Raw genomic sequence first — 20,961 nt, forward strand, 5'->3', positions numbered from 1 at the left:
AAAGATGACCTGCGCCCGATCAAGCGAACACCCTACACATCACAACAATCGCGCCGGCTTGCGGCAGGTCCGCCCAGGCGCCATTGTCGATGTCACAACCTTAACATCCGCTTTAAACGGATAGCGAGCGGTCGCAATCTATCGACCGGTTGCCCCCTTGTCCAACAGTGGCGTCTCACAAACCGGTCACGAGATGTTACTGATTTCGCTGGGAACCTGCCTCCGAACCCCACGTTTCTCGGCGATAGTCACTCGGGAGCCACACCCATGCCCGCTACATCGAAAGCACAGCAGAAGGCGGCCGGCGCGGCGCTAGCGGCCAAACGCGGCGAAATCAAAAAGTCGGAACTCAAGGGCGCGTCCATCGAGATGTACGAATCGATGAACGAAAGCCAGCTCGAGGAACTGGCCGAGACCAAGCGCAAGGGCCTGCCGGAGAAGAAGGGCGATTAGTCCTCTTCCGACGCTGCCAGAAATGCGGCGACGGCCGGTATCTGAAGCTGCTCCACGAGCGCGATCCGCTCGGGCGTGAAGTGGTTTTCCACGTCCAGCATGTTCACCGTGCCGAGTATTTTCCCGCCGACAAACACCGGCATGTTGATGCACGAGCGGCATCCCAGCCTGCCGATCAATTCCCAGTCCGGGAAGTGGCCGGCGATCTCCTCCAGCGTGTTGGCGACGAACAGATTGCCGCCCTGCACGACCAGCTCGAACCACGGATCGACCTCGATCGGCTTGGTGCCGGAAACCGGGTATGCGTCCGGCATGTTGGTGTAGAGTCGGCGCGCCACGCTCGCCTCCATGTCCACAGTCGTGACCGTGAAAAGCTTCGCGCCGATAATCTCCTGCGCCAGCGTTTGCAGCGCCCGCCACGGCGCGTCGCCCGAGGTCTTCTGCGCGATGGCGAGGCGGAACGCGCGAAGCGCCGCGCCGGTGTTGTTGTCTGTCATGGGTGTTTCCTCAGGCGGTGATGCGCGTCGTGCTCTTTTCGACAAGCTCGCGCGAATAGGGGTCTTTCATGGTGTTGGTCTTCAGGGCCGCGACGTCCGCGACCTCGACGATACGGCCCTGCCGCATCACTGCCAGCCGGTCGCATAGGAAGGAGACCACCGGCAGGTCGTGGGTGACGATGACGTATGTCAGTCCCTGTTCGCGGCGCAGGCGTTTCAGCAGGTTGAGGATTTCGGCCTGCACCGACACGTCCAGCGCGGATGTCGGCTCGTCCAGCAGCAGGATTTTCGGCTTCAGCATCAGTGCGCGCGCAATAGCCACGCGCTGCCGCTGGCCGCCCGAAAGCTGGTGCGGCAGGCGGAAGCGAAAGCGCGGGTCGAGCCCGCATGCTTCCATCATCTCCGGCACACGCCTGTCGGCATCCTTGATGCCGTGGATCGCAAGCGGCTCCGAAAGCGTGGCGTCGACAGTCTGGCGCGGATGCAGGGAACCGTACGGATCCTGGAACACCATCTGGCACAGCGCCGCGAAGCGCTTGTCGATGGACTTGTCCCGCGGCTGGCCGAAAAGGTCGATCTCGCCCTCCCAGTCGGGCGCAAGCCCGGTGATCGCGCGCAGCACGGTCGACTTGCCCGAGCCCGATTCGCCCACCAGGCCGAAGCATTCGCCCTCGGCGATCTCCAGCGACACGCCTTCGACGACACGCGTGTCGCCGTAGGAAACGTCCAGGTTCTTAAGGGAAATCGCGCTCATGCCGTTTCCCATTGGCTGCGGTCCAGCACGGGCAGCAGCTCGCGCGTCTCGTTCAGTTGCGGCACGGAGGCGAGCAGCCCGCGTGTGTAGGGATGGCTGGCCTTGTCAAGCTCGCTGGCCGCGCATTGCTCCACCACCTCGCCGCGATACATCACGAGTATGCGGTCGCAGAACTGCGATACGAGATGGAGGTCGTGGCTGATGAAGATCAGGCCCATGCCGTTGCGGGTGATGAGTTCATCGATGATCTTCAGCACCTCGCCCTGCACCGACACGTCGAGCGCCGAGGTCGGCTCGTCGGCGATCAGGATAGCCGGCTCGGGTATCAGCATCATGGCGATCATCACGCGCTGGCCCATGCCGCCCGACACCTCGTGCGGGTAGAGCCCGAAAACGCGTTCGGGGTCGCGGATTTGCACTGCTTCCAGCATCGTAAGCACGCGTTCGCGGATTTGCCGGCGCGGCAGCTTCTCGTGCACGGCAAGCGCTTCGCCGATCTGCTCGCCGACGGTCATCACCGGGTTGAGCGAGAATTTCGGGTCCTGCATCACCATCGAAATGCGCGCGCCACGCACCTTGCGCATCTCACGCTCGGAGATCGAAAGCAGGTCCTTTCCGTCGAAGCGCAGCCGGTCGGCGGTCACTTCGCCCGGCTTGCGGATCAGGCGCAGGATTGAGCGTCCGGTCATCGACTTGCCGGAACCGCTCTCGCCGACGATGCCCAGCCGCTCGCGGCCCAGCGTGAACGAGACGCCGCGCACGACCTCGACAGGCCCGGTCGCGGTCGGGAAGCGCACGCGCAGATTCTGCACGTCCAGAAGCGGCTCGCTCATTGCTTGCCTCCGCTCTTGGGGTCGAGCACGTCGCGCAACCCGTCGCCGAGGAAGCAGAAGCCCAGCGAGACGATGATGATGGCGAAGCCCGGCATGGTCGCCACCCACCACTGGTCGAGGATGAAGGCGCGGCCACGCGAGATCATCGCGCCCCATTCGGGCAGGGGAGGCTGCGCGCCAAGCCCGAGGAAGCCTAGGCCCGCCGCCGTCAGGATGATGCCCGCCATATCAAGCGTCACGCGGATGATGACCGAGGACGAGCACAGCGGCAGGATGTGCCGCAGGATCACGCGCATGGCCGACGCGCCCTGCAGCCGGATCGCGGCGATGAACTCCGAGTTGCGGAAGGTCAGCGTCTCCGCGCGGGCGATGCGGGCATAGGCCGGCCACGATGTGATGGCTATGGCGATCACCGCGTTCTCGATGCCCGGCCCGAGTGCCGCCACGAAGGCGAGCGCGAGGATCAGCTTCGGCATCGACAGGAACACGTCGGTGATGCCCATCAGGATGCGATCGGTCCAGCCTCCGAAATAGCCGGACACCGCGCCTATCACGAGGCCAAGCGGCGCGGCGATCGCGGCCACCAGCAGCACGATCATCAGCGTAATCCGCGCGCCATAGACGATGCGCGACCAGATGTCCCGGCCAAGCTCGTCGGTGCCCAGCCAGAACTCGGCGCTCGGCGGTTGCAGCCGGTTGGTCAGCTGCCCGCTATAGGGCGAGTGCGTGGCGAACCACGGCGCGAAGATCGCCAGCACCACCAGCGCGATGATGATGACCGCGCCGATCACGGCCAGCGGGTTGCGCAGCAGCGCCAGCAGCACGCGATAAGAACGCCCCAGCCGCGCCTGCATGCGCGAGGAGGGCGATTCGGTCAGCAGCCAGTCGCGGGTGGTCATGCTCATGTCGCTCACCTCGCCCTCGGGTCCAGGACGCGATAGAGCACGTCGGAAATCTTGTTGATGGCGATGAACACCGCGCCGATCACCAGCGTTGCGCCCAGCACCGCGTTCATGTCCGCGTTCAGCAGCGCGCTCGTCAGGTAGTTGCCGATCCCCGGCCACGAGAACACCGTCTCGATCATCACCGAGCCCTCCAGCAGGCCCGCATAGGAAAGTCCGATCACGGTGATGAGCGGCACGCGGATCGGCCGGAACGCATGCCGCCAGATCACCTGCCGCTCCGGCACGCCCTTCACGCGGGCGGTGATGACGTATTCCTGGTTGAGCTGGTCGAGCATGAAGGAGCGCGTCATGCGCGCGATGTAGGCCAGGCTGAAGAAGCCGAGGATCGAGGCCGGCAGAACCAGATGGCTCACTGCATTCCGGAACACCGTCCAGTCGCCCGCGATCAGGCTGTCCACCAGCAGCAGGCCGGTCACCGTCGGCACCAGCCCGTCATAGAAGATGTCGAGCCGCCCCGGCCCGCTCACCCATTGCAGCCTCGCGTAGAACAGCAGCAGTCCAATGAGGCCGAGCCAGAACGCCGGCACGGAGTAACCCAACAGCCCGACGACGCGGATGATCTGGTCGGTGATCGTGCCTTGCCTTGCCGCTGCCCAGACGCCCATCGGCACGCCCAGCGCCACGCCGATGATGATGCCCAGCGTCGCCATCTCCAGCGTTGCGGGGAATACGCGCGCGAGGTCTTGCGCGACCGGGCGGCCCGTCGTCACCGACATGCCGAGGTTCCCGGTCAGCACGTCGCCGACATAGGAGAGGAACTGCACGATCAGCGGCCGGTCGAGCCCCATCTCCACGCGCACCCGCTCGTACACGGCCTGCGGCGCGCGGTCGCCCACGACGGCCAGCACCGGGTCGATGGGAATCACCCTGCCGATGAAGAAGGTGATGGCCAGAAGGCCGAGGAAGGTCAGCGCGATGGTGATGACGAACCCGCCCAGCGAGAACGCGAACCGGCGGCCGGCGCGCATGCGTCCCGACGCCCCCGTGCGGGCGGGAGCTGGACCCGGCTCGACTGCTGGTTCGATGCTCACGCGGCTTTCCTGCTGGCGGTGCGCGGCCCGCGGCATAGCCAACAGGAAAACGCGCGCTGTAGAAATTTCAGACTTGGATAATACAAAAGATTTTGCTTCTATCAAAAAAATTTTGATGGAGCGCGACGGCCTGTGAATATCCCGCAGCCGCAAAGCCAGAACCAGCCGGCAGCCCAGCCGCGCATCGGCGCGCTGATCCGCGCCCGTCGCCGTCAGTTGCACATGACGTTGCAGGGGCTGGGCGATGCGGCCGGGCTCTCGGTCGGCTTCCTCAGCCAGGTGGAGCGCGATCAGGCGACGCCGTCGCTTGGCGCACTGGCCGGCATCGCGCGCGGGCTTGGCGTCGAGATCGACTATTTCGTCGCCACGCCCTCCATCGGCAACGGCGTGACGCGCGCCGGCCAGCGCCCCACCTTCTCGCTGCCCGGCTCGTCGGTGATGTACGAGCGGCTGCACGCCGAGTTTCCGGGCAGGGGGCTTTCCTCCTTCATCATGATCGTGCCGCCCGGCCATCATTCCGAGATGGTCCACCACGAGGGCGACGAGCTGCTCTACGTGCTGGAAGGCGAGATCGCCCAGACCGTCGACGGCGAGACGATCCGGCTGTCTGCGGGAGACAGCCTGCATTTCCGGGGCTCCAGCGATCACAGCTGGGCCAATGAGAGCGATCGCGCGGCCCGCATCCTGTGGACGGGCACGATGTCCATCCTGCGTCCGCGGCAGGAGGGCGACAGGCGCGGCGCGACCGACGCCGGCGATCAGGCGGCAGTCGTCACCGAACTCAACCACACCACTTCAGCAGGGAGAACAAAACCATGAAGATCATCAAGCAAGCCGTACTTGCTGCGCTGCTGTCGGCCGCCGTGCCGCTCAGCGCAGCCTATGCCGCCACGCCCGCCGACGTTCTCGTCGTCGCGCAGAACATCGACGACATCGTCGCCATCGATCCCGCGCAGGCCTACGAGTTCTCGTCGGGCGAACTCGTCACCAACATCTACGACCGCCTCGTCCAGTACGAGCCCGAAGATCTGGAGACGCTGGCCGGCGGCCTCGCTTCCGACTGGGAAGTCGACGAAGCAGCCAAGACCATCACGTTCACCCTGCGCGACGGCGTGACCTTCCATTCCGGCAATCCGCTGCGGCCGCAGGATGTGCTGTTCTCGTTCCGCCGCGTCGTGGCGCTGGAGAAGGCGCCCGCCTTCATCCTCACCCAGCTCGGCTGGACCGCCGACAACATCGAGGAGATGGTCACGCTCGGCGACAACACCGTCACCATCAAATATGCCGGCGACTTCTCGCCCAACTTCGTCCTGAACGTGCTGGCCGCCCGCCCGGCCTCCATCGTCGATGAAGTGGCGGTCATGGAAAACGAGGTCGATGGCGATTTCGGCAATGGCTGGCTCAACGCCAATTCCGCCGGCACCGGCCCGTTCAAGCTGCGCGTCTACCGCCCGGCCGAGCTCGCCACGCTCGACGCCAACCCGGACTATTTCAAGGGCGCCCCCGCCGTCAGCTCGGTCATCATCCGCCACGTCGCCGAGGCCGCCACGCAGCAGCTTCTGCTCGAATCCGGCGACGTCGACATGGCCAAGAACCTGACGCCCGATCAGGTCGGCTCGCTCGAAGGCAAGGACAACGTCAAGGTCGAGACCTATCCGCAGGCCGCCGTCCACTGGTTCTCCTTCAACCAGAAGGTCGAGGCGCTGACCGACGAGGCCGTGTGGGAGGCCGCCCGCTACCTGGTCGATTACGAAGGCATGACCGAAACCTTCCTCAAGGGCCAGATGCAGGTGCATCAGGCGTTCTGGCCGTCCGGCTTCCCCGGCGCGCTCGACGACACGCCCTTCACCTACGACCCCGAGAAGGCGAAGCAGATCCTCGCCGACGCCGGCGTCGAGCTGCCGATCAACGTGACCATGGACGTCATCAACTCGACGCCCTTCACCGACATCGCGCAGTCGCTGCAGTCGACCTTCGCCGAGGCCGGCATCAACTTTGAAATCCTGCCGGGCACCGGCGCGCAGGTCATCACGAAATACCGCGCCCGCACGCACGAAGCGATGCTGCTCTACTGGGGGCCGGACTTCATGGACCCGCACTCTAACGCCAAGGCTTTCGCCTACAACGCCGACAATGCCGACGACAAATACGCTTCGACCACCACGTGGCGCAACGCGTGGGCGGTGCCGGAAGAGCTGAACCAGGAAACGCTTGCCGCGCTGGCCGAGCCGGACGCCGAGAAGCGCAACGAGATGTATCTTGACCTTCAGAAGAAGGTTCAGGAAAAAGCACCCTTCGTCATCATGTTCCAGGCGGTAAAGCAGGTGGGCATGGGGCCGCAGGTCGAGGGCTTCGTCAACGGGGCGACCTCCGACTTCGTCTTCTACCGTCTGGTCGACAAGAACTGATCGGACGGTAGGCGCGGGCTGCCGCTGGGGCCACCGGCAGCCCGCCACCCAATCAAGCAGAACGAGGATATTGCCGTGACGGATATTGTTGCCGAACGGATGGCGCGGCTGCGCGCCACCATGAAGGAAACCGGAACCGGGCTGGTGGCGGTCGGCCCTGGTTCGCACATGCAGTGGCTGGTGGGCTTCTACCCCCACCCCGACGAGAGGCCGTGCCTTCTGCTGGTTGGGCCTGAAAAGGCGGCATTCCTGATGCCGGCGCTCAACGCCGAGGCGGCGAAGCAGTCGAGCAGCCTGCCGATGTTCGAATGGGCGGATGCCGACGGTCCCGACGCCGCACTTGCGCGCGCTCTGGATGAAGCGTTTCCTGAAAGGGCAGGGCGCGTCGTACTGGACGAGACGATGCGCGCCGATTTCGCCTTCCTGCTGGCCGACGCGCTGCCCGGCAATGCCCGCGCCTTCACCGGCGACACGCTCGGTCTGCTCCGCTCGATCAAGGACGAGGACGAGTATCGCCGCCTCAAGATCAGCTCGCGTCTCAACGACGCCGCGATGCAGGCCGCATGGGCCGCCATCCGCCCCGGCATGACCGAAAACCAGCTTGCCGACGTGGTCCGCGATCACTTCTCGTCCAACGGCGCGCGGCCGCTGTTCTGGATCGTCGGCGCAAACGAGAACGGCGCGCACCCGCACCATTCAACCAGCGACCGCGTGCTGAAGAAGGGCGACGCGGTGGTCATCGACATCGGCGGCCGCCTCGACGGCTACCCCAGCGACATGACGCGCATGGCGATCATCGGTGAGGCGCCGGAAGGCTACGCCGAGGTTCATGCCGTGGTCGAAAAGGCTGTGCAGGCGGCTCTTGCGGCGGCGAAGCCCGGCGTCAAGGCGAAAGAGGTCGACAAGGCCGCCCGCGACGTCATCGCGGCTGCCGGCTACGGCGAATATTTCGTCCACCGCACCGGCCACGGCCTCGGCATCGACGGCCACGAGCCGCCCTACATCACCGCCACGTCAGAGGTGTTGCTGGAGGAGGGTATGGTTTTCTCCATCGAGCCCGGCATCTACCTGCCCGGCCGCTTCGGCATCCGCCTCGAGGAAATCGTGATCCTTCGCGCCGACGGCCCCGAGATTTTCTCGGAACTGCCGAGGGACGCGTTCATCGCAAAGGCGTGAGGCGAGGTCGTTCGTGCTTGCCCGAGCCCTCAAACGAACGGCCACCTCCACTTAGTCATCCTCGGGCTTGACCCGAGGATCCATGCCTCAACCCATCCACCACAAAGCCGGAGCCCGCTTCCGCACCCATCAAACGAACGGCTTGCCCGGCTCGAACTTCTTCGGCAGCAGGCGATCCAGATAAGCGTGCCCCTTCGCCGAGAGCCGGTTTTCATCCGCATCGAGGAAATCCGCGGGCATATGGCGCGTCTTACCCGCCACGGCCGAAAGCGGCACGAGGCGGATGACGGTCTTGCCGCCTTCTTCCTGCAACGCCACAGAGCCGCCGCCATGCGCGGCCGCTTCCACCGCGAATGCGCCAGCGTCGAACGCCTCCTTGGCGTCCACCGGGCTGATCGCTCCGATGTTGCCGCGCGGCAGATAGCCGAACGTGTCGACACGCGCGCGGGTGCCCTTCAAATCGTCGGCAAGGATGCGCTCGATCGCCTGCCCGAGATCGGTGCCCGACAGCCGCACATTGCCGTGGGCGTCGCGCTCCAGCATCTCTGCTGGAACCAGCTCCTCGACCATCGAGCGACCGGAAGCAGAGGATATTCCCTCCGAAAGCGCGATGATGCAGCGGCCGTGCTTCGCCATCGTCGCCTTTACGTCGTCGACGAACCGCGCACGCTCGAAGGCGCGTTCCGGCACATAGACGAGATGTGGCCCGCTGTCCTCGTCCAGCCGCCAGGCGGCCGATGCCGCCGTCAGGAAGCCCGCGTGCCGGCCCATCACGATGCCCGCATAGATGCCGGGCAGGGCGCGAAAATCGAGATCGACCGACAGGAAGGCGGAAGCCACGAACTCGGCGGCCGAGATGAAGCCCGGCGTGTGGTCATTCTCTTCCAGATCGTTGTCGATGGTCTTGGGCGCGTGCACGAAGGCGATGCCGCCGCCCGACGCATCCGCCAGGATTTGCTGCGTCCCGGCCGTGTCGTTGCCGCCGATATAGATGAAGGCCGTTGCGCTCGCATCTCGCAGCCCCTTCAATATCACCTCGCAATAGGCGGCGTCGGGCTTGTCGCGGGTCGAGCCGAGTGCTGCGCTCGGCGTCGCCGCGATGCGGCGCAGCTCTTCCTCGGAACGCTGCGAGAGATCGACATAGTCGCCGTTCTTGATGCCGCGCACGCCGAAGCGTGAGCCAAGAACCCGGCATCCCGGATGCCTGCGCCGCGCCTCCAGAACCGCACCCACCAGCGTCTGGTTGATGACGGCGGTCGGCCCGCCGCCCTGCGCAATGACGAAGGTTTCGTTCACGGCATTCCTCCCGAAATCTTGGATCGCCTCATGCTTAAATCGATTTAGCATCTGGCGCAACAATGCACTCGGCAATCACGTTTCCGCGCGGCCGCCCTACGAACCCTGTCCTTTTGCAACGCTTCTGCTAGGTGCTGCATTGAAGGGCAGGCGCGACGCACTTTGCGCGATATGGAGGAACTACGGATGTTTACGCGTTTCGCAATGACGGCTGCGGTGCTGGCGGCGATGGCGGTGCCCGCTTTGGCGCAGGGCAGGCCGGACGCGCGCGCCATGACCTGCGATCAGGTGCTTGGCCTTATCGACCAGCGCGGCGCGGCAGTGCTGACGACCGGCCAGTACACCTATGATCGCTACGTCGCCGACCGGCGCTTCTGCATGATGGAAGAGACGACGCGCAAGGTCAGCATCACGACGCGCGACACCGACCGTTGCCGCGTCAACCTGTGCGAGCTTGACGAGCGCGACACCCTCTGGCGTCCGGGCTGGCAGTAGAGGTCGCTAATCCCTGACCCGTTCGCTTTTCGGATCGTACAGCGGCGCAAGCGACGCCTTTGCCGCGAACCGCTCGCCTCCGACTTCGATCTCGTAGGTCGATGCCAGCACCTGTGCCGCACTTTCGCCGGCGCACGGCACGTATCCAAGCCCCACCGCCGCGCCGAGATGATGGCCGTAATTGCCCGACGTGACCGTGCTGACGATCTCGCCGTCGCGCACGATCGCCTCATTGTGAAACAGAAGCGGCTGCGGATCGTCCAGCAGGAACTGCACCAGCCGTCGTGAAAGCCCGGCCTCTTTCTTGCGCAGCACCGCATCGCGCCCTGTGAACTCGCCCTTGCCGGTCTTCACCGCAAAGCCCAGCCCGGCTTCCAAGACATGGTCCTCGTTGGTGATGTCGTGGCCGAAATGACGATAGGCCTTCTCGATGCGGCACGAATCCAGCGTGTGCAGGCCGCACAGCTTCAGTCCGACCTCGTTTCCCGCCAGCTCCAGCGTCTCGAACACATGCGCGGTCTGATCGGTCGGGACGTAAAGCTCCCAGCCCAGTTCGCCGACATAGGAGACGCGGTGCGCACGCGCGATGCCGTAGCCGATTTCGATGTCAACAAACGTGCCGAAGGGATTCTTCTGATTCGAGAAATCGTTCGGGCTCACCCTTTGCATCAACGCGCGCGATTTCGGTCCCATCACGCAAAGCACGCTTTCCGCCGCCGTCACGTCGTTAATCACCACGAACGCTTCGCCCACGTGCCGCCTCAGCCATGCAAGGTCGCGTTGCAGCGTCGCGCCGGGCACCACAAGCAGGAATGCGGTTTCCGACAGCCGCGTCACGGTCAGGTCGCTTTCGATGCCGCCGCGCTCGTTCAGCACCTGCGTATAGACGATCCGGCCCGCCGGCACGTCCACATCGTTGGCGCACAGCCGCTGGAGGTAAGCGCATGCGTCGCGCCCCTCCACCCGGATCTTGCCGAACGAGGTCATGTCGAACAGCCCGACGCCGTTGCGCACCGCCAGATGCTCCTCGCGCTGGTTGTCGAACCAGTTCTGCCGCTTCCACGAATAGCGATACTCGCGCTCCTGCCCGTCGCGAGCGAACCAGTTGGCGCGCTCCCAGCCGGCCACCTCGCCGAACACCGCGCCGCGTGCCTTCAGGTGCTCGTGCAGCGGCGAGCGCCGCACGCCACGCGCCGACGCCATCTGGCGATAGGGGAAGTGGTCGGCGTAGAGCAGACCGAGCGTCTCTTTCGAGCGGTCGTGCAGATAGGCCCGGTTCGCCTGAAACGGCTGCACGCGCCTGATGTCCACGTCCCACAGGTCGAAAGGCGGCTCGCCGCCATCCATCCACTGCGCCAGCGCCATGCCCGCGCCGCCGGAAGACTGGATGCCGATGGAGTTGAACCCGCACGCGACCCAGAAATTGCCGACATTCGGCGCTTCGCCCAGATAGTATCGGTCGTCGGGCGTGAAGCTCTCCGGCCCGTTGAAGAAGGTGTGGATGCCCGCATCCGCCAGCAGTGGCATGCGCTTCACCGCCTTTTCGAGGATCGGCTCGAAATGGTCGAAATCCTCCGGCAATTGGTCGAAGCAGAACTCTTCGGGAATGCTGTCACCCAGCGGCGGCCAAGGCTTGGCGACCGGCTCGAACGCTCCGAGCAGGATCTTGCCCGCATCTTCCTTGTAGTAGGCGCACTCGTCTGTCACCCGCAGAACGGGAAGCTGCCCCAGCCCCGCAATCGGCTCGGTCACGATGTAGAAATGCTCGCAGGCGTGCAGCGGCACCGCCACATTCGCCATCGCGCCCACGCCATGTGCCCACATGCCGGCGCAGTTCACCACGTGCTCGCAGGCGATCTCGCTCCGCTCCCCGCCGGCCTCGACCTCCACGCCGGCCACGCGGCCTTTATCGATGCGGATCGCGGTGACCTTCGCGTTCTCGACGATCTTCACCCCGCCCATGCGCGCGCCCTTGGCCAGCGCATGGGTGATGTTGGACGGGTCGCCCTGTCCGTCGCGTGCGATGTGGATCGCCCCGACCACATCGCCCACCTCCAGATGCGGATAGAGCTGCTTGGCGTCCGAGACCGAGATTTCCTCGACCTCAACGCCGTTCGCCCGTCCCATGGTCACCGACCGGCGCAGCTCCTCGTGCCGCTCCGCCGTCAGTGCCACCGAGATCGAGCCGCACTGGCGCATGCCCGTGGCGACGCCGGTTTCTGCTTCCAGTCGCTGGTAGAGATCGGCCGTATATTTGGCCAGCCGCGTCATGTTCGCGCTGGCGCGCAGCTGCCCGATCAACCCCGCCGCATGCCATGTCGTGCCGCTTGTGAGCTGCTTGCGCTCCAGAAGCACGATGTCCGTCCAGCCCAGCTTCGCCAGATGGTAGGCGACGGAGCACCCCGCCACCCCGCCACCGATGACGACGACACGGGCCTTGGCGGGCAGGGTGGTCATGCGCGATACTCCTTCCGGAAACCGACGTAGCAACCCCCACCCTCTATCCCTCCACTCAAGGGGGACGGAGGCGTGCGCGTCGCGACATTATCCGAGGCGCAGCACTTTTCGGAAGATTGGGCGCTGCGTGGATGCCCTCCCTCTCCCTTGAGGGGAGGGATACAGGGTGGGGGTATGTTCCCGCTCCTCAAGCCGCGTCCCGCTTGTAGCTGCCGGCGAAGCGCTTCAGCCTCGTCGCCGCCTCGCGCAGCACTTCTTCCGGCTGGCACAGGCTGATGCGGATATGGCCCCTGGCGGAATCGCCGAAGCTGCCGCCCGGCATCACCGCCACTTTCTCGCCGTTCAGGAGCCCCCAGGCGAAGGTCTCGCAATCGGGCTCCAGCGCCGACACGTCCAGCATGATGTACATGCCGCCCTCCGAGCCGCGCACCGTCACGCCGTTCATGCCCCTTATCGCGTCGAGGAACACCCTGCGCCGCTTGGCGTACCGCTCCGCGATCTCAGCCACGCCGTATCCGTTCTCCAGCGCATCCATGGCCGCGCGCGAGACGAAGTCCGGCAGGCCGTAGGTCGAGACGAGGTTGAGGCTGATGAGCGTGGCGACGATGTCTTCCGGCCCCGTCAGCCAGCCGATGCGCCACCCCGTCATGCCGTGGCTCTTCGACATCGAGTTCACGACCAGCGTGCGCTCTTCCATGCCGGGCAGGGCGCGCGGCGACAGATGTTCGCGCCCGCCGGTGATCGTCCAGTAAACCTCGTCCGAGATCAGCCACAGATCGTGCCTGCGGCAGATGTCGGCGATCGCTTCCAGCGTCTGCCGCGTGTAGACCGCGCCGGTCGGGTTGTTCGGCGTGTTGATGAGGATCGCGCGCGTGTTCGGCCGTATCGCCGCCTCGATCGCCGCCGCCTGCGGCTGAAACCCGTCTTCGGCATCCGCGTCCACGATCGAGATGTCCACCTGCGCCGCCCTGAATGTCGGCGGATAGGTCGCGTAGTACGGCGCGATGATGATGGCGTGCTCGCCGGGATCGCATGTGCCCAGCGCTGCCGCGAAGAGCGCGGCCTGTCCGCCCGGTGTCGACAGCACCTGCTGCGGCGTGGTCTCGACGCCGGTACATGCCGTCGTCACCTTCGCCATCGCCGCGCGCAGGCGCGGCATTCCGGGCAGGTGGGTGTAGTGGTGATGTCCCGCCCGCACCTCGCGCACGCAAGCCTCCACGGTTTCAGCCGGCGTGTGGAAATCATGGTCGCCGACCGAAAGCATGATGATCGGCTCGCCGGCCTGGTGTCGCACCAGCGCATCGAAATGCACCTCCCAGCCGTCCTTGCCGGAGGGCGTGATGCCGGTGACGCGGGATGAAAGTTTAGGCATTGGAGTCTCTTGTCGTTGTCGTTTCAGCTTTTCAGCCGCAGGTTCTGCGGGTCCCATAGTGGCTCGTCGCCATGCACGGTTGCGGCAAAGCGGTCGCCGAAGATTTCTATCTCGACCGTTTCGCCCTGCGCCAAGTCGCTGCGCAGCATGCCCAGCGCAATCGACTTGTCCACCCTGTGTCCATAGCCTCCTGACAGGGTTTCGCCGACGATCTTGCCGCCGTGCCACACCGTCGACATGTAGGGCGCGTCGCACGGTCCCGGCCTGTCCAGCGTCATGATCGCGAAGCGCTTCGTCACGCCCCGCTGCTTCTCGTTCAGCAGCGCAGCCTTGCCGATGAAATCGGCTTTCTCCCAGCGCACGAACCGCTCCAGACCGCCCTGCAACACCGTGTAGTCGGTCGAAAGCTCGCCCTTCCACGCGCGATAGCCCTTTTCCAGCCGCAGCGAATCCAGCGCGAACATGCCGAACGGTTTCAGCCCGTGCTTTTGGCCTGCATTCCACACCGCATCGAATATGGCCGCCGTATCCTCCACCTTGGCGTGGATTTCCCAGCCAAGCTCGCCGGCGAACGACACGCGCACCAACTGGCACCACCGGCCGCCCACTTGCGCCGACTGATGCGTGAGCCACGGCAGCGACAGGTCGGCATCGCTCACCTGCGCCAGTATCTCCCGCGACTTCGGCCCGGTCAGGATTTGGCAGGCAAACGCCTCGGTCACGTTCTGCAGCGAAATCTGAGACTTCTCCGGCAAGTGTTTCTGCAGCCACTCGAAATCGTGCCACTCGGCGACGGCCGCCGTGATGAGGAAGAAGAAGTCTTCGTCCAGCGCCATCACCGACATCTCCGTGACGATCCGGCCCTTCTCGTCGGCAAAGTAGGCGAGCCCGATCCGCCCCGGCTTAGGCACCGCGCCGGTAATCAGCGACGAAAGCCACGCCCGCGCGCCGTCTCCCTGCACCCGGAAGCGCGAAAAGCCGGGAAGGTCGAGGACGCCCGCCGCATCCCTTACCGCGTGGCACTCCTCGCGGATGCGCGCAAACCACGGCCCCTCGCGGTCGAACGTCTGCGTGGCGGCCTCCGACACATCGTCGCCATCCTGCGGGTACCAGTTGGCGCGCTCCCAGCCGTTATAGGCGCCGAACTGCGCGCCCAGCGCCGCGATCCGGTCGTGGATAGGCGAGTGCTTCCGGTCGCGCCCGGCTGGCCACGCATGACGCGGAAAGTGGATCGCATATTCGTGGCCGTAGATTTCCATGCCCTTGGCAACGGCGTAATTGGGCGCGGATGCAAACGACGTGAAGCGGCGCGGGTCGCACGACCACATGTCCCATTCGGTCGCGCCTTCGGTCACCCATTCGGCCAGCACCTTGCCAGCGCCGCCGGCCTGCGCGATGCCGAAGGTGAACACGCAGGCCTCATACGCATCCGGCACGCCCGGCATCGGGCCGATCAGCGGGTTGCCGTCCGGCGCATAGGGGATCGGCCCGTTGATGACCCGCGACAGCCCGGCCGTGCCGAGGATCGGGACACGCGCGACGGCATCTTCCAGATACCATTCCAGCCGTTCCAGATCGTCGGGATAGAGCTGGAACGAAAAGTCGTCCGGCATAGGGTCGTCCGGCGTCGCCCAGTGCGCGCGGCAGTTGCGCTCGTAGGGGCCGAGGTTCATCCCGTATTTTTCCTGCCGCAGATAATACGACGTGTCCACGTCGCGCAGCAGCGGCAGCTTGTGGCCAGCCTCCTGCGACCACGCCTTCAGTTCGGGGATTTCGTCGAACAGGATGTACTGGTGGCTCATCACCATCATCGGCACGTCGCGGCCGAAGAGCCTGCCCACTTCCGCCGCGCGATATCCGGCTGCGTTCACCACCTTCTCGCAGCGGATTTCGCCCTTTCCGGTCGTCACCACCCATTCGCCGCCCTCGCGCCGCACGGCGGTCACCGGGCAGAAACGCACGATGGTCGCGCCCATGTCGCGCGCACCCTTGGCCAGCGCCTGCGTCAGCTGTGCCGGGTCGATGTCGCCGTCATTGGGGTCGTACAGCGCGCCTTCCAGATCGTGCGTCTCGATGAACGGATATCGGGTCCGGATTTCGTCGGGACCGATGATGTCCAGTTCCATGCCCTGATAGCGGCCCATGCCCTTGGCGCGCTGGAACTCGCGCATCCGCTCCTTGCCGTGCGCCAGCCGGATCGAGCCGGTGACGTGGTAGTTCATCGGATAGTCCACCGCGTCTGCCAGCCCGCGATAGAGCTGAGCCGAATAGCGCTGCATGTTCATCAGCGACCATGAGGACGAAAACGTCGGCACGTTGCCGGCGGCATGCCATGTCGAGCCGGACGTCAGCTCGTCCTTTTCCAGCAGCACGCAGTCCGTCCACCCTGCCTTGGCGAGGTGGTAGAGCGACGACACGCCCACCGCGCCGCCACCGATGATGACCACGCGCGCTGTTGCCGGAAGCTCGGACATGGTTCCCCTTTCTTGTTCTTGGCGCCGATACTCCCATGATGCCTGTGGGTCGTGGAGGCGCAAGCGGCTGCGGCCGTTTGTGCCAAAGCATTTGCCTGATAGGCTTGTTTCGCCTATGCGGGGCGCAACCGCCGGGCGAGATTGCCGCCTGCCGCATACCCGAAAGTCTTTACATGCTTGCTCGAGACAGGAAATCAGGCGACATCGACGAACAGGCGATCGTCGACGAGGCGCTCACGTCGCGCCGTTCGGTACGCGCCTTTCTTCCGACACCGGTGGAAGACGCGACGATCCGCGATATTCTCGCGGTGGCTGCGCGCGCGCCGTCCGGCACCAACATGCAGCCCTGGAAGGCCTATGTTGTTCAGGGCGAGAAGAAGCAGGCGCTTTCCGAAGCCATCCTCAACTCCGGCATGCGGCCTGAAAAGATCGCCTGGGACGAGTACAAATATTACCCGGACCAGTTCTTCGAGCCGTATCTCACGCGCCGCCGCGCCGTCGGTTTCGCGCTCTACAGCCTGCTGGGCATCGGCCGCCGCGACGTGGAGAAGATGCGCGCCCAGCACGACCGCAATTTCACCTTCTTCGACGCGCCGGTCGGCATGATCTTCACCATCGACCGCCGGCTCAACATGGGCTCGTGGGTAGATCACGGCATGTTCCTGCAGTCGATCATGATCGCCGCGCGGGGCAGGGGCCTGCACACCTGCCCGCAGGCGGCGTTCGCGCCCTACCACCGCCAGATCAGGCCGCTGCTGTCGATCCCCGAAGAGGAGATCATCGTCTGCGGCATGGCGCTCGGCTACGAGGACGAGTCGAAGCCGGAAAACCAGCTGCGCAGCGAGCGCGCGCCGCTGGAGGAGTTCGTCACCTTCGTGAAGTGAGCGGCGCGGCGCGGGTCTACCGCACCTCGTAACCCACTTCCTCGGCCCCGTGGCACAGCACGCGCCAGAAGCTGCGCGCAAACGTGCGAAACACGTAGAGATTGAAGCGGCTCGGGCCCGTCCTCTGGATTTGCGCCAGTATGTCGTGGTGCATCGTCGCCCTTCCCGAACCGACGGGAAAGGCATCCGACGAGAAATCGAGCGCGAAGAATTTCGCCAGCACCCATTCTGCCCGTTCGCCTTCTAGGCGAATGGCGGTGCGCCCGTGCGACAGGTCCGTCACCGTGCCGTTCTCGATGCCGAGCGCGTCGCGCAGCGTTTCGGCCAGGCCCTCGGCTGCGTCCGTCAGCAGCCATTTTCGCGGGCCGATGCCGAAGCCCGAGCGGTCGCCTGTAACCACTCCTCCGCCCGGATGATGGGGCAGCGACAGGCCGGTCACGCGCTCGATGGCGCCGGCCAGTGCCGCTTCCCGGCCGGGCCACGCGGTTGCCTCGACGATGGAGCCCGGTTGCGGCAGCGAGATTTTCACGCCCGTCCCGTCGGCGAAGTTGCCGTGCGAGCCGGGCACGTAGGCGTCACCCAGTGGAGACATCTGCTCAACCATGCATGCGGCTCCCTTCGGGATCGAACATGTGGTGGCTCACGATCTCCACCGGCCCGAACCGCCCGCGCAGCGGGTCGGAAATGTGTGCGCGCGTGCCGTGGCGCGACGTGCCGCCCTTCACCAGCGCCAGCGCGACGTACCTGCCCAGAGCCGGCGAAAAGCAGTTGGCCGTGACGTGGCCGATCGAGCCGTGCGGATCGTCTGGCGGCTGCTTCCCTTCCACGATATGCGCGCCATTGGCGATGGCGCGATTGTCGAGCGAGACGAGGCCGACCAGTTGCAGCCTTTCGGGCGACGCGAGCCCCTCCCGGTCCATCATCGCCGAGCCGATGAAAGGCTTCTTCTTGGAAAGCATCCAGCCGAGATGCAGGTCGCGCGCCGTCGTCCGCCCGTCGATCTCCGAGCCGGTGACATGCCCCTTTTCGATGCGCAGCGTGCCCAGAGCTTCCAGTCCGTAGGGCACGATGCCGAACGGCTTGCCGGCTTCCATCAGCGCTTCCCACATCGCCAGCCCGTGGCCCGCGCCGCAATAGACCTCGTAGGCCAGTTCGCCGGAGAAGGAGAGCCGGCAGATCGTCACCGGTATGCCGTCGATTTCACCGCGCACGATGCCCATGAAGGGCAGCATCTCGTTGTCCACGCCGGTTCGCGCCACGCAGGCGGCCAGAACGTCGCGCGCCTTCGGTCCCGCCACGGCTGCGCCCGCCCACTGGTCGGTGACGGAGGTGAGGTTCACCCGCAAATCCGGCCACACCACGTCGAGGAAATATTCCAGATGCTGCATCACCTTGCCGGCATTGGCGGTGGTGGTGGTCATCAGGAACTCATGCTCGCCAAGCCGCCACGTCGTGCCGTCGTCGAAGGCCAGCCCATCCTCGCGCAGCATCAGTCCGTACCGCGCCTTGTTGACCGGAAGCGAAGAGAAGACGTTGGTGTAGACGCGGTCGAGGAACGCGGCCGCATCCGGCCCCTGAACGGCGATCTTTCCCAGCGTCGAGACATCCACGATGCCGACCCCGGCGCGCACGGCCGCTGCCTCCCGCGCATAGGCCTGCTCGACCGTCTCCCCCGGCTGGCCGTAGATTTGCGGCCGAAACCACAGCCCGGCCGCCAGCATCCGCGCCCCGCGCTCGATATGCCAGTCGTGCATCGGCGTCAGCCGCTCCGGCCTCAGCTCGCCGTGCCGTTCGGCCGCGAGCGACCCCAGCGAAACGGCCGAATAGGGCGGGCGGAAGCGCGTCGTGCCCACCTGAGGTATCGTCCTGCCGGCGGCATCCGCCATGATGGCCAGCCCCGGCACGTTGGACGTCTTGCCCTGGTCGGTCGCCATGCCCAACGTCGTGTAGCGCTTGAGGTGCTCGACCGACACGAAGCCCTCGCGATGCGCCAGCCGCACGTCCTCCGCCGTAACGTCGTGCTGGAGGTCGACGAAAGCCTTGCCCTTCGCCCTGATCTCGAACACCGGCGCAGGCGTCACGTCGAGGTCCGGCCCGCCGGCCTGCGGCGGCTTGCTGGCTGCGGGCGTTGCGCCCACCGCCGCCGCTCCGGCCGCCAGCCCCTGCGCGATCGCTTCCTGCGTGGTGAACGCGCCCGTGAACGAACCCGCGCCGACCCAGCCTCCCGTCGGCTCCGGCGGCAGAAACGCCTGCAGCCGCTCGTCCCAGCGCGCGGCCGCTCCAGCCTGGCTGGCAAGGTGGATCGCCGGCGACCATCCGCCCGAGACGGCGAGGCAATCCGCCTCCACCCGCCGCGCCGCGCCCGAAAGCGCGCCGCTCGCGGCGTCGAACCGCCGGATGGTAATCTGCCGGAGACGCTGCCTGCCTGCCGTGTCCACCACCGCATGGCCGGTCAGGTGCTCCGCGCCCGTTTCCCGCGCCAGCTTCGACGCGGCGGCCGAAACCTGCGCCCTTACATCCACGATCGCGGCGATCGTCGCGCCGGCCCGGTGCAGCGCGGCGGCTGCGCGGTAGGCGCTGTCGTTGTTGGTGAACACCGCGATCCGCCCGCCCGGCAGCACGCCATATTCGGCCGCGTATCGCCCTGCCGCCCTCGCCAGCATAACCCCCGGCCGGTCGTTGCCGGGAAACACCAACGGCCGCTCCAGCGCGCCCGTGGCCAGCACCACCTTGCCGGCCCGGATCGACCAGTGGCGATGGCGCGGCTCGCCCCTGGCGCGGCTGGCCTTGTGGTCGGTCACTCGCTCCAGCGCGGCGATCGTGTTGCCGTCGTAAATGCCCCACACGGTCGTGCGCGGCAGCAGCCGGACATTGTCCAGCCCCGCCAGTTCCGCGACCGCTTCATCGGCCCACCGTTCGGCGGGCGCATCGTCTATCGTTTCGCCGCTCCACCGCGCCGCGCCCCCGAAAAGCGGTTCCTGCTCGGCCAGCATCACGCGCTTGCCGCTCGCCGCTGCCGCCTTTGCGGCCATCAGACCGGCCGGGCCGGAACCGACGACGAGAACGTCGCAGAACGCGTTCATCTTCTCGTAGCGGGCCGCATCCTTGGCGTCTCCCGCCCGCCCTAGGCCCGCCGCGCGCCTTATGAACCACTCGCACAGCATCCAGAAGCGCGTGCCCTTCAGCGGCCCCACCACCGGCCCCATGAAGGTCTTGTAGTAGAAGCCGGCCGAAAACAGCCCCCCGAAAAGCCCGTTAACCGCCCCCAGGTCGAAGCCCAGAGACGGAAACCGATTCTGGCTTTCCACCACCAGCCCGTCGAATATTTCGATCTGCGTCGCAGGCACGTTCGGCTCGCGCGCCTGGCCGTCGATGACGGTGACGAGTGCGCAGGGTTCGTCCACGCCGGCCGCAAAGACGCCGCGCGGCCGGTGATATTTGAACGACCGGCCCACCAGCGTCACCCCGCCCGCCAGCAGCGCCGACGCCAGCGTGTCGCCAAGGTGCCCCGTCATCGGCTTGCCGTCGAAGGTGAAGCGGATCGTGCGCGCGCGGTCGATGCGGCCGCCTGCCGCCGTGCGTCGGGGGCTCATATACGGTCTCCGCGCGCGGGCGCGACCGACGATATCTCGTGCGTCACGGTGTTGCGGATGACGACGACATGCGCGCGGCAACCCCCTGCGTGCTGCCAGAACTCGCGATGCGGCCCGGCCTCGTTCGACCGCTCGTAGACATATTCATGCCAGGCCGCCGCATCCGCCGAGGCGGGGTCCGGCCGCGTCCGGGTCGCGTCGCCCTGGTAGGTGAACTCCGACACGTCGCGCGGGCCGCAATAGGGGCAGGAAATCAGCATGGGCGCGCAACTC

Annotated in this window: 18 protein-coding genes; 6 read left to right on the forward strand and 12 right to left on the reverse strand. The window is 66.0% G+C overall.

Annotation, left to right across the window (positions count from 1 at the left end):
* Positions 1-267: 267 nt before the first annotated feature.
* Complete coding sequence (locus tag FY036_RS10485) at positions 268-453, forward strand: DUF3008 family protein (RefSeq protein ID WP_148914669.1); 186 nt, start codon at positions 268-270, stop codon at positions 451-453.
* On the opposite strand, the gene FY036_RS10490 is transcribed toward FY036_RS10485, so the two are convergent.
* Genes FY036_RS10490 through FY036_RS10510 form a run of 5 tightly spaced genes read right to left on the reverse strand, consistent with a single transcriptional unit; the run spans position 450 to position 4,533 of the window.
* Positions 450-950 carry a GAF domain-containing protein gene (locus tag FY036_RS10490; protein ID WP_148914670.1) on the reverse strand — a complete coding sequence of 167 codons (501 nt, stop codon included), beginning with the start codon at positions 948-950 and terminating at the stop codon, positions 450-452. The genes FY036_RS10485 and FY036_RS10490 overlap by 4 nt on opposite strands.
* Before the next feature lie 10 nt (positions 951-960).
* Entirely contained in the window at positions 961-1,704 is a 744-nt protein-coding gene (locus tag FY036_RS10495; RefSeq protein ID WP_148914671.1) for an ABC transporter ATP-binding protein, read from the reverse strand.
* A complete protein-coding gene (locus FY036_RS10500) occupies positions 1,701-2,537 on the reverse strand; it encodes an ABC transporter ATP-binding protein (RefSeq protein WP_148914672.1) in 837 nt (278 codons plus the stop codon). Before FY036_RS10500 ends, FY036_RS10495 begins: the two co-directional genes overlap by 4 nt.
* The gene (locus tag FY036_RS10505; protein WP_148914710.1) at positions 2,534-3,436 is read right to left on the reverse strand and encodes an ABC transporter permease; all 903 of its coding nucleotides are present in this window, start codon (positions 3,434-3,436) and stop codon (positions 2,534-2,536) included. The genes FY036_RS10500 and FY036_RS10505 overlap by 4 nt, the downstream gene beginning before the upstream one ends.
* 11 nt (positions 3,437-3,447) lie before the next feature.
* A complete protein-coding gene (locus FY036_RS10510) occupies positions 3,448-4,533 on the reverse strand; it encodes an ABC transporter permease (protein ID WP_407941156.1) in 1,086 nt (361 codons plus the stop codon).
* Positions 4,534-4,665: 132 nt separating this feature from the next.
* Between FY036_RS10510 and FY036_RS10515 the strand changes: the two genes are divergently transcribed.
* The 3 genes from FY036_RS10515 to FY036_RS10525 all read left to right on the forward strand — a co-directional run bounded on the left by FY036_RS10515 (position 4,666) and on the right by FY036_RS10525 (position 8,117).
* On the forward strand, positions 4,666-5,352 hold the full coding sequence (locus FY036_RS10515) for a helix-turn-helix domain-containing protein (protein WP_235897623.1): 687 nt from the start codon (positions 4,666-4,668) through the stop codon (positions 5,350-5,352).
* Positions 5,349-6,941, forward strand: coding sequence for an ABC transporter substrate-binding protein (locus FY036_RS10520; RefSeq protein WP_148914673.1), 1,593 nt, complete (start codon positions 5,349-5,351; stop codon positions 6,939-6,941). Before FY036_RS10515 ends, FY036_RS10520 begins: the two co-directional genes overlap by 4 nt.
* Before the next feature lie 75 nt (positions 6,942-7,016).
* Entirely contained in the window at positions 7,017-8,117 is a 1,101-nt protein-coding gene (locus FY036_RS10525; protein ID WP_235897624.1) for a M24 family metallopeptidase, read from the forward strand.
* 129 nt (positions 8,118-8,246) lie between these two features.
* Here the strand turns inward: FY036_RS10525 and FY036_RS10530 are convergent, their stop codons facing one another.
* A complete protein-coding gene (locus tag FY036_RS10530; protein ID WP_148914674.1) occupies positions 8,247-9,413 on the reverse strand; it encodes a diphosphate--fructose-6-phosphate 1-phosphotransferase in 1,167 nt (388 codons plus the stop codon).
* Between the two features lie 186 nt (positions 9,414-9,599).
* Between FY036_RS10530 and FY036_RS10535 the strand changes: the two genes are divergently transcribed.
* Entirely contained in the window at positions 9,600-9,908 is a 309-nt protein-coding gene (locus FY036_RS10535) for a hypothetical protein (protein WP_148914675.1), read from the forward strand.
* Positions 9,909-9,914: 6 nt separating this feature from the next.
* Here the strand turns inward: FY036_RS10535 and FY036_RS10540 are convergent, their stop codons facing one another.
* The 3 genes from FY036_RS10540 to FY036_RS10550 form a co-directional block, all read right to left on the reverse strand.
* Positions 9,915-12,365, reverse strand: coding sequence for a GcvT family protein (locus FY036_RS10540; RefSeq protein WP_148914676.1), 2,451 nt, complete (start codon positions 12,363-12,365; stop codon positions 9,915-9,917).
* Between the two features lie 187 nt (positions 12,366-12,552).
* Positions 12,553-13,737, reverse strand: coding sequence for a pyridoxal phosphate-dependent aminotransferase (locus tag FY036_RS10545; RefSeq protein ID WP_148914677.1), 1,185 nt, complete (start codon positions 13,735-13,737; stop codon positions 12,553-12,555).
* A gap of 23 nt (positions 13,738-13,760) precedes the next feature.
* Positions 13,761-16,211, reverse strand: coding sequence for a GcvT family protein (locus tag FY036_RS10550; RefSeq protein ID WP_148914678.1), 2,451 nt, complete (start codon positions 16,209-16,211; stop codon positions 13,761-13,763).
* 173 nt (positions 16,212-16,384) lie between these two features.
* Between FY036_RS10550 and FY036_RS10555 the strand changes: the two genes are divergently transcribed.
* A complete protein-coding gene (locus FY036_RS10555; protein ID WP_148914679.1) occupies positions 16,385-17,095 on the forward strand; it encodes a nitroreductase in 711 nt (236 codons plus the stop codon).
* Positions 17,096-17,111: 16 nt separating this feature from the next.
* Here the strand turns inward: FY036_RS10555 and soxG are convergent, their stop codons facing one another.
* The 3 genes from soxG to FY036_RS10570 are packed head-to-tail and all read right to left on the reverse strand — an operon-like array spanning position 17,112 to position 20,948.
* Complete coding sequence (soxG, locus tag FY036_RS10560; protein ID WP_148914680.1) at positions 17,112-17,699, reverse strand: sarcosine oxidase subunit gamma family protein; 588 nt, start codon at positions 17,697-17,699, stop codon at positions 17,112-17,114.
* A complete protein-coding gene (locus FY036_RS10565; protein ID WP_148914681.1) occupies positions 17,692-20,688 on the reverse strand; it encodes a sarcosine oxidase subunit alpha family protein in 2,997 nt (998 codons plus the stop codon). The genes soxG and FY036_RS10565 overlap by 8 nt, the downstream gene beginning before the upstream one ends.
* Positions 20,685-20,948, reverse strand: coding sequence for a sarcosine oxidase subunit delta (locus tag FY036_RS10570; protein WP_148914682.1), 264 nt, complete (start codon positions 20,946-20,948; stop codon positions 20,685-20,687). The genes FY036_RS10565 and FY036_RS10570 overlap by 4 nt, the downstream gene beginning before the upstream one ends.
* Between the last annotated feature and the right edge of the window lie 13 nt (positions 20,949-20,961).

Source organism: Neoaquamicrobium microcysteis, assembly GCF_008180155.1.
Taxonomy (GTDB): Bacteria; Pseudomonadota; Alphaproteobacteria; order Rhizobiales; family Rhizobiaceae; genus Aerobium; species Aerobium microcysteis.